General features: G+C 73.2%; 7 protein-coding genes. 4 read left to right on the top strand and 3 right to left on the bottom strand.

What is annotated here, in order from left to right; genetic code table 11:
• Window positions 1-1,861, bottom strand: a 1,861-nt coding sequence (gene ilvD, locus ABWU78_RS18250) for a dihydroxy-acid dehydratase (RefSeq protein ID WP_439159130.1), incomplete at its 3' end; no start/stop codon positions are given.
• Between the two features lie 307 nt (window positions 1,862-2,168).
• On the opposite strand from ilvD, the gene ABWU78_RS18245 reads away from it, so the two are divergent.
• Window positions 2,169-2,774 carry a DoxX family protein gene (locus ABWU78_RS18245; RefSeq protein ID WP_439159129.1) on the top strand — a complete coding sequence of 202 codons (606 nt, stop codon included), beginning with the start codon at window positions 2,169-2,171 and terminating at the stop codon, window positions 2,772-2,774.
• An 88-nt stretch (window positions 2,775-2,862) separates the two neighbouring features.
• On the opposite strand, the gene ABWU78_RS18240 is transcribed toward ABWU78_RS18245, so the two are convergent.
• A complete protein-coding gene (locus ABWU78_RS18240; protein WP_439159128.1) occupies window positions 2,863-4,473 on the bottom strand; it encodes a peptide MFS transporter in 1,611 nt (536 codons plus the stop codon).
• 52 nt (window positions 4,474-4,525) lie between these two features.
• On the opposite strand from ABWU78_RS18240, the gene ABWU78_RS18235 reads away from it, so the two are divergent.
• The 3 genes from ABWU78_RS18235 to ABWU78_RS18225 all read left to right on the top strand — a co-directional run bounded on the left by ABWU78_RS18235 (window position 4,526) and on the right by ABWU78_RS18225 (window position 6,870).
• Complete coding sequence (locus tag ABWU78_RS18235) at window positions 4,526-5,905, top strand: cryptochrome/photolyase family protein (RefSeq protein ID WP_439159127.1); 1,380 nt, start codon at window positions 4,526-4,528, stop codon at window positions 5,903-5,905.
• Window positions 5,906-6,016: 111 nt separating this feature from the next.
• Window positions 6,017-6,385, top strand: a complete 369-nt coding sequence (locus ABWU78_RS18230; protein WP_308202261.1) for an ArsR/SmtB family transcription factor — start codon at window positions 6,017-6,019, stop codon at window positions 6,383-6,385.
• Entirely contained in the window at window positions 6,382-6,870 is a 489-nt protein-coding gene (locus tag ABWU78_RS18225) for an SRPBCC family protein (protein ID WP_439159126.1), read from the top strand. The genes ABWU78_RS18230 and ABWU78_RS18225 overlap by 4 nt, the downstream gene beginning before the upstream one ends.
• Window positions 6,871-6,984: 114 nt before the next feature.
• Here the strand turns inward: ABWU78_RS18225 and allB are convergent, their stop codons facing one another.
• Complete coding sequence (allB, locus tag ABWU78_RS18220; RefSeq protein WP_253050636.1) at window positions 6,985-8,343, bottom strand: allantoinase AllB; 1,359 nt, start codon at window positions 8,341-8,343, stop codon at window positions 6,985-6,987.
• Window positions 8,344-8,375: the final 32 nt, after the last annotated feature.

Genomic DNA, 8,375 nt, shown 5'->3' with positions numbered 1-8,375 from the left:
GGCTGCGCTTGATGAGCGACACGTCGCGGACGGCGCCGCGGTCGGCGGAGGTCGCCATCGCGGCGTACGCCTGGAGCGCGGGCGAGACGTAGCGGTCGCGGTCGACCGGCTGCCACGGGTTCTCGCGCGCCTCCATCTTGGCGCGGCGCTCGGCGATCACCTCGTCCGGGACGTTGAGGCGGATGAGGCGCGTGTCGACGTCGATCTCGATCTCGTCGCCGTCCTCGACGAGGCCGATGACGCCGCCCGCGGCGGCCTCGGGCGAGACGTGGCCGACGGAGATGCCCGACGACCCGCCGGAGAAGCGGCCGTCGGTGATGAGCGCGGTCACCTTGCCGAGGCCGCGGCCCTTGATGAACGACGTCGGGTACAGCATCTCCTGCATGCCCGGGCCGCCCGCGGGACCCTCGTAGCGCACGACGACGACGTGCCCCGGCTCGACCTGCTTGGTGAGGATCTTCTCGACCGCCTCGTCCTGCGACTCGCAGACGAGCGCCTTGCCGACGAAGTGGAAGACGTCCGGGTCGACCCCGGCGGTCTTGAACACGGCGCCGTCCTCGGCGAGGTTGCCGCGCAGCACGGCGAGGCCGCCCTCGACGGTGTACGCGTGCTCGAGGTCGCGGATGCAGCCCTCGGCCGCGTCGGTGTCGAGCGACTCCCAGCGGTTCGACGTCGAGAACGCCTGCGTGGTGCGCACTCCCCCGGGCGCCGCGTGGAACAGCTCGATCGCGCGGTCGGTCGCCTTGCCGCCCCGGACGTCCCAGTCGTCGAGCCACTCGCGCAGCGTCGGGGTGTGGACGCTCGTGACGTCGTGGTCGAGCAGGCCCGCGCGGTCGAGCTCGCCCAGGAGGGCGGGGATGCCGCCGGCGCGGTGCACGTCCTCCATGTGGAAGTTCGGGTGGTTCGGCGCGACCTTGGACAGGCACGGCACCTGGCGGCTGATCCGCTCGATGTCGGTGAGGTCGAAGTCGACCTCGCCCTCCTGCGCCGCGGCGAGGATGTGCAGCACGGTGTTCGTCGAGCCGCCCATCGCGACGTCGAGCGCCATGGCGTTGGAGAACGCGGCCTTGGTCGCGATCGAGCGCGGCGCGACCGAGTCGTCCTCGTCCTCGTAGTAGCGCTTGGCGAGGTCGACGATCGTGCGGCCGGCCTCGAGGAACAGCTCCTTGCGCGCGGCGTGCGTCGCGAGGGTCGAGCCGTTGCCCGGGAGCGACAGGCCGAGCGCCTCGGTGAGGCAGTTCATCGAGTTCGCGGTGAACATGCCCGAGCACGACCCGCACGTGGGGCACGCGTTCTCCTCGACCTGCGCGAGCGCGGCGTCGGACACGTTGTCGTCCGCCGAGTAGTTGATCGCGTTGACGAGGTTGAGGTGGGTCTTGGCGACGCCGTCGGCGACGACCGCCTTGCCCGCCTCCATGGGGCCGCCGGACACGAAGATCACCGGGATGTTGAGCCGCAGCGCGGCGTTGAGCATGCCGGGCGTGATCTTGTCGCAGTTCGAGATGCACACGAGCGCGTCGGCGCAGTGCGCGTTGACCATGTACTCGACCGAGTCGGCGATGAGGTCGCGGCTCGGCAGCGAGTAGAGCATGCCGCCGTGGCCCATCGCGATGCCGTCGTCGACGGCGATCGTGTTGAACTCCTTGGAGACGCCACCGGCCTCGCGGATCGCCGACGCGACGAGGTCGCCCATGTCCTTGAGGTGGACGTGGCCGGGGACGAACTGCGTGTACGAGTTCGCGATCGCGATGATCGGCTTGCCGAAGTCCTCCGAGCCCATGCCGGTCGCGCGCCAGAGGGCGCGGGCGCCGGCCATGTTGCGGCCGTGGGTGGACGTCCGGGAGCGCAGGGGGCGGCTCATGTCGGTTCAGCTCCTTCGACGGGTGGCCGCGGCCGATCCTCCGGCCGCCGGGTCACATTACGCCTGTCGGGGACCGGACGAACCGGGCGTCCGTCTCGTGGTCGTCGGGCTACGTACGCGGAGTCCCTACCCCCTGAGGGATCTCCACCTAAACGTTACGTAAGGGTTGAACCGCCGCAGGGCACCCTGCCACCGTGGACGGGCACGGCACGGCCGGGGACCTCGGCGACGCCTCGACGGAGAGCGGCGGCAGGTCAGGTCCCGGCACCGACCCGATCCTCAGATCCCGTTCCCGAGGGGGCACCTCATGTCCACGTCCACCGCACGCACGACCTCACCGCCCGGCGGCGCCTCCCAGACCGCCGCGCGCGCCGCCGCCACCGCGACGACCGGTCCCGTCACCCAGGACGACGTCGTCACGCGCTCCCCCGCCCGGCACGCCCTCGCGCTCGCCCGGCTCGGCGCCGCGGTCGTGTTCCTCTGGCCGTTCGCCGACAAGCTCCTCGGCCTCGGGTACGCGACGCCGCGCGACCGCGCGTGGCTCGCGGGTGCCGCCCCGGCCCAGGGGTACCTCGAGCACGGGGTCCAGGGCCCGCTCGCGGGCACCTTCACCGCGATGGCCGGCCCCGTCACGGACTGGCTCTTCATGCTCGGTCTGCTCGGCGTCGGCCTCGCGCTCCTGCTCGGGATCGGCCTACGGGTGGCCGCGGTGAGCGGCGCCCTGCTCTTCGGCATGCTCTGGCTGTCGCAGTGGCCGCTCGCGGCCGGGTCGAACAACCCGGTCGTCGACCAGCACGTCCTCGTGGTGCTGCTCCTCGTCGTCCTCGCGACGACGCTCGCGGGCGACACCTGGGGGCTCGGCCGCCGCTGGGCCGCGTTGCCCCTCGTCCGCCGGGCGCCCTGGCTGCGCTGACGGCGGCCCGCCCCGCCGGGACCGCGCGAGGTCGCAACGGCGCGACCTCGCGCGGCCGCGGCCCCGGCGCGTGGCCGACCGAGCGCCGTCAGGCGCCGGCCGTGTGCGCGCCCTCGAGCTCGTCGGCGTGGCGGACGTGCCGCGTGACCCACGGGGCCAGCGCGAACAGCGCGAGCGCGAACACGAGCGTCACGGCGCCGATACCCCCGAAGTACGCGGTGTCGGACGCCCCCTCGGTGACCTGCACGACCTGCGCCGTGATGGCCTGACCCGCCGCGGGTGCGAGGAACCAGAGCGCCATCGCCTGGGACCGGAACGCCTTCGGCGCCAGCAGCGTCGTCGCCGCGAGGCCGACGGGAGACAGGCACAGCTCACCGAGCGTCTGGATCACGTAGACGAGCACGAGCACCCAGGACGGGGCCTTGCCGTCGCCGACGACCGCGGACGCAACGGCGAGGAAGAGGAACGACACCGACGCGAGGGTGAGACCGATGGCGAACTTGTTGGCCGTCGTCGGGCGGTCCCCGGTCTTGATCCAGATCCACGCGAACACCGGCGCGAGGACGATGATCGACAGCGGGTTGACCGACTGGAAGAACTCGGGACTGATGCCGACGCCGAAGAAGGTGAGGTCGGTCCGGTCCTTCGCGAACGCGGAGAGCGTCGTGGCGGCCTGCTCGAAGATCATCCAGAAGAGCATCGCCGCCACGAACAGCGGGATGTAGGCGATGACGCGCGGGCGCTCGGCGTCGGTCACGCGCGGCGAGCGGTACATGACGACGAAGTACGCGATCGGCGCGAGGAACGCCAGGTAGGACATCGTGTCGATGAACGTCGAGATGTCGAAGCCGCCGGCCACCAGGACCGCGATCAGCCCCACGAGCACGACGCCCGCGGCGATGAGCAGGAAGACGCGCGCGATCGTCACCCGCTCCTCGGGGCGCACGGGGTTGGGCACGTGCGCGCCCGCCTCGCCGAGGTAGCGGCGGCCCGCGACGAAGAACACGAGCGCGACGGCCATGCCGACCGCCGCCACCGCGAACCCGGCGTGGTAGCCGCCCCAGGCGCGCGCGGCCCCGACGAGGAACGGCGCGATGAACGACCCGAGGTTGATGCCCATGTAGAAGATGGAGAAGCCCGAGTCGCGCCGCGGGTCGTCGCGCGCGTAGAGCTCGCCGACCATGGACGACACGTTGGGCTTGAGCAGACCCGTCCCGAGCGCGACCATCGCGATGCCCGCCATCGAGAAGCCCGCGCCCGGGACCGTGAGGCTCACGTGCCCCGCGGCGATGACGATCCCGCCGTACAGGACCGAGCGACGCGAGCCGATCACGCGGTCCGCGAGCCACCCGCCCACGACGGAGAGCAGGTAGACGCTCGTGCCGTAGATCGAGACGAGCGCCAGACCGGTCGTCTCGCCGATCCCGAGCCCGCCGTTCGCCACGGAGTCCGTGAGGTAGAACAGCAGGATCGCGCGCATCCCGTAGTAGCTGAACCGCTCCCACAGCTCCGTGGTGAAGAGCGTCAGCAGGCCGCGCGGGTGGCCGAAGAACGCGTGGTCCCCCTCGATCGCGCCGGCCGCGGGGCCCGGACCGGCCGCTGAGCCCGCCGGGCGCGCGACGGCGCCCGGGCCGGGTGGTGCACCCGGGTCCGGCTCGACCTCGAACTCGCGTTCGCCGTCGCCACCCCGCGTCGCCATGCGTTCGATGCTCCCACCGGCGTGCGCGGCCGGCGACCGTTAGCGTGACCGGGTGCCGACGATCTGGTGGTGCCGCCGCGACCTGCGCCTCGCCGACAACCCGGCCCTCGTCGCCGCGGTGGGTGCCGCCCGCGACGCGGGCGACGAGGTCGTCGCGCTCTACGTCCTCGACCCGCGCCTGTGGGGCTCCGCGGGCGCACCGCGCCGCGCGTACCTCGCCCGGAGCCTCGCGGCGCTCGATGCCGCGACGGACGGGCGGCTGGTCGTGCGGCGCGGAGACCCGCGGGCCGTCGTCCCCGCGCTCGCACGCGAGGTGGGCGCCGGCGAGGTGCACGTCGCGGCTTCGTTCGAGCCCTACGGCGTCGCGCGGGACGAGGCGGTCGCGCAGGCGCTGACCGACGCCGGGGCGCGCCTCGTGCGCACGGGCTCGCCGTACGCCGTCGCGCCCGGGCGCGTGCTCACGCGCACCGGGACGCCCTTCCAGGTCTTCACGCCGTTCCGCGAGGCGTGGGTCGCGCACGGCTGGCGCGACCCGGTGCCGCGGCCCCGCGACGTGCCGTGGGCCTCGCTGCGGTCCGACGGCGTCCCGGACGACCCCGGGACGGACGCACGCCTGCCCGCCGCGGGCGAGGCGGCCGCGCGCCGCCGGTGGCGCGACTTCCTCGTGGACCACCTCGCGGGCTACGCGACCGAGCGCGACCGCCCGGACCGGGCGGCGACGTCGGGCATGTCCGTCCCGCTCAAGTGGGGCGAGCTCCACCCGCGCACCCTTCTCGCCGACGTGCGGGGCGCGCTGCACGACGGGCTCGCGCCGTCCGACGACGCGCTCGCCTACCGCTCCGAGCTCGCGTGGCGCGAGTTCCACGCGGACGTCCTGTTCCACCACCCCGGGGCGGCGCGGCGGTCGCTGCGCACGGTCGTGCCCGACGACGCGTGGGCGACCGGCGCGGAGGAGGACCGGCTCCTCGCGGCCTGGGCGGCCGGGCGCACCGGGTACCCGCTCGTCGACGCCGGCATGCGCCAGCTCCTTGGCGAGGCATGGGTGCACAACCGCGTGCGGATGGTCGTCGCGTCGTTCCTCGTCAAGGACCTGCACGTGCGGTGGCAGCGCGGCGCGGCGCACTTCATGGCGCACCTGGCCGACGGCGACGTGTCGCAGAACCAGCTCAACTGGCAGTGGGTCGCCGGCACGGGGCGCGACGCCGCACCGTACTTCCGCATCTTCAACCCGGTGACCCAGGGCAGGACGTTCGACCCCGACGGGGACTACGTGCGGCGCTGGGTGCCGGAACTCCGCGGCGTGGAGGGCCGGGCCGTCCACGAGCCCTGGAGGCTGCGGGAGCGACCCGCGGAGTACCCCGAGCGGATCGTCGACCACGCCGTGGAGCGGCGGGTCGCGCTCGACGACTTCGAGCGCGCCCGACGGCGCTGAGATCATTTATCAACCAAGGGGTTGACGACCGCGGGCGCGAGGCGTAGCGTCGTCGTCAACCGAACAGTTGATGAACGGGACGCCGCACCCGGCGCCCCACGAGGAGGTCCCGTGACGGCCGACCCGCTCTCGCGCGTGTTCTCGGCGCTCGCCGACCCCACGCGCCGCGACATGGTGGCCCGGCTCGCGTCGGGCGACGCCAGCGTCGGCGAGCTCGCCCGGCCGTACGACATGTCCGTCCAGGCGGTGTCCAAGCACCTGCGCGTGCTCGAGGACTCCGGCCTGGTGACCCGCACGACGGATGCCCGACGCGCCCCCGTGCACCTCGAGGCGGAGGTCTTCGACCTCATGACCAAGTGGATCGAGCGATACCGGCGTGAGGCGGAGGACCGCTACCGCCGCCTCGACGACGTCCTGCGCGACCTGCCCGACCGGCCGGCCGCGCCCCCGAACGACCCGACGACAGGAGCAGGATCATGACCACCACCGGCACCCACGAGACCGAGATCGTCGTCCCGGAGGACCTCCCGATCGTCCGCATCGTGCGCGAGTTCGACGCGCCCGCGGCGAAGGTCTTCCGTGCCCACGTCGACCCCGAGCTGTTCGCGCGCTGGAACGGCCCGCGCTACCTCACACAGCGCAACGAGCACTGGGACGTGCGTACGGGCGGCGCCTACCGCTACGTCCAGGTGGACCCCGACGGCAACGAGTACGCGTTCTTCGGCAGCGTCCACGAGGTGCGACCGGACGAGCTCATCGTCCAGACGTTCACGTTCGAGGGCTTCCCCGACGGCGTCTCGCTCGACCGTCTCGTGTTCGAGGACCTGCCCGACGGCCGCAGCCGCCTCACCGCGACGTCGCTCGTCGACTCGATCGAGGGCCGCGACAGCTTCGTCGCGAGCGGCATGGAGGTCGGCGTCCGCGAGGGCTACGAGCAGCTCGACGAGCTCCTCGCCGAGTCCTGACCCGACCCGCGCGACGACGGGGCGGCACTCACCAGCGGTGCCGCCCTCGTCGTGTGCGGGTCAGGTGGTTCCCCGTGCCCGGCCCCCGCGGCCGGGCACGGGAGTCTCAGCGCGTCACGCCTCGCCGCGCGCGAGGAGGCGACCTGTGGGGCGGTCGAAGGTGATCTCCTCGCCCCGCAGGTACGTCGCGACGACGGCGCCCGAGAGCGCGCGGTCGGCGTACGGCGTGATGGGGTTCTTGTGGTGCAGGGCTGTCGGGTCGACGACGAACGCCGTGTCCGGCTCGACGATCGCGAGGTCGGCGTCGAAGCCGAGCGCGATCGAGCCCTTGCGCCGGAGCCCCGCGATGCCGGCCGGGCGCGACGACATCCACTCGACGACGCGCGCGAACGGCACGCCGCGCGTCCGGGCCTCGGTCCACACGATCGCGAGCCCGAGCTGGAGCGACGAGACGCCGCCCCACGCCGTCCCGAAGTCGCCCGTGTCGAGGTCCTTGAGGTCGAGGGTGCTCGGCGAGTGGTCGGACACGACGCAGTCGATCGTGCCGTCGACCAGCCCCTCCCAGAGCAGCTCGCGGTTGTCGATCTCCCGGATGGGCGGGCAGCACTTGAACTGCGTCGCGCCGTCGGGGATCTCCTCTGCCGCGAGCGCCAGGTAGTGCGGGCACGTCTCGACCGTGATCCGTACGCCCTCGCGCTTCGCGCTGCGGATCATCGGCAGCGCGTCGGAGCTCGACAGGTGCAGCACGTGGGCGCGCGCGCCCGTCCAGCGGGCGGCCTCGATCACCGCGGCGATCGCGACGTTCTCCGCGCCCCGCGGGCGCGACGCGAGGAACGTGTCGTAGTGGTCGCCGTGGGGCGTGGGCGCGTGCTCGATGGCGCGCGAGTCCTCGGCGTGCACGAGCATCAGCCCGTCGAAGTCGGCGAGGACGCGCAGGTCCGCCTCGAGCTCGTCGGGCTCGAGGTACCCGAACTCCTCGACCCCCGAGTGCAGCAGGAAGCACTTGAACCCGAACACGCCCGCGTCCCACAGGGGCCGCAGCTCGTCCGCGTTGCCGGGCACGGCGCCGCCCCAGAACCCGACGTCGACGAACGCCTGGTCGCGCGCGACCTTCTGCTTGGTCTCGAGCGCCGCGACGTCGACCGTCGGCGGGATCGAGTTGAGCGGCATGTCGACGATCGTCGTCACCCCGCCCGCGGCGGCGGCCCGCGTCGCGGACGCGAACCCCTCCCACTCGGTGCGCCCGGGCTCGTTGACGTGCACGTGCGTATCGACGAGGCCGGGGACCAGCACCTGGTGCGGCCCCAGCTCGACGACGCGCGCGCCGTCGAGCCCGGCGCCGAGCGGCTCGATCGCGCGGACCACTCCCCCGACGACGCCCACCTCGCGCGGGTGCTCGCCGCCGGCGACGAGCACGCGCTCGCCGCGCACGACGAGGTCGTACTCGTGCTCCTGCGGGACCGTCGTGCTCATCCCGTCCTCCTTCGCTCCGGGTCGTGACCAGG

This window comes from Cellulosimicrobium sp. CpK407 (genome assembly GCF_051844275.1).
GTDB classification, from domain to species: domain Bacteria; phylum Actinomycetota; class Actinomycetes; order Actinomycetales; family Cellulomonadaceae; genus Cellulosimicrobium; species Cellulosimicrobium cellulans_G.
Note: the sequence above shows the minus strand (reverse complement) of the source record. Positions and strands in the feature narration are given on the sequence as shown.

Coding starts and splice junctions, on each gene's coding strand:
- ABWU78_RS18245 (WP_439159129.1), top strand. CDS start 2,169: ATGTCCACGTCCACCGCACGCACGACCTCACCGCCCGGCGGCGCCTCC.
- ABWU78_RS18240 (WP_439159128.1), bottom strand. CDS start 4,473: ATGGCGACGCGGGGTGGCGACGGCGAACGCGAGTTCGAGGTCGAGCCG.
- ABWU78_RS18225 (WP_439159126.1), top strand. CDS start 6,382: ATGACCACCACCGGCACCCACGAGACCGAGATCGTCGTCCCGGAGGAC.
- allB (WP_253050636.1), bottom strand. CDS start 8,343: ATGAGCACGACGGTCCCGCAGGAGCACGAGTACGACCTCGTCGTGCGC.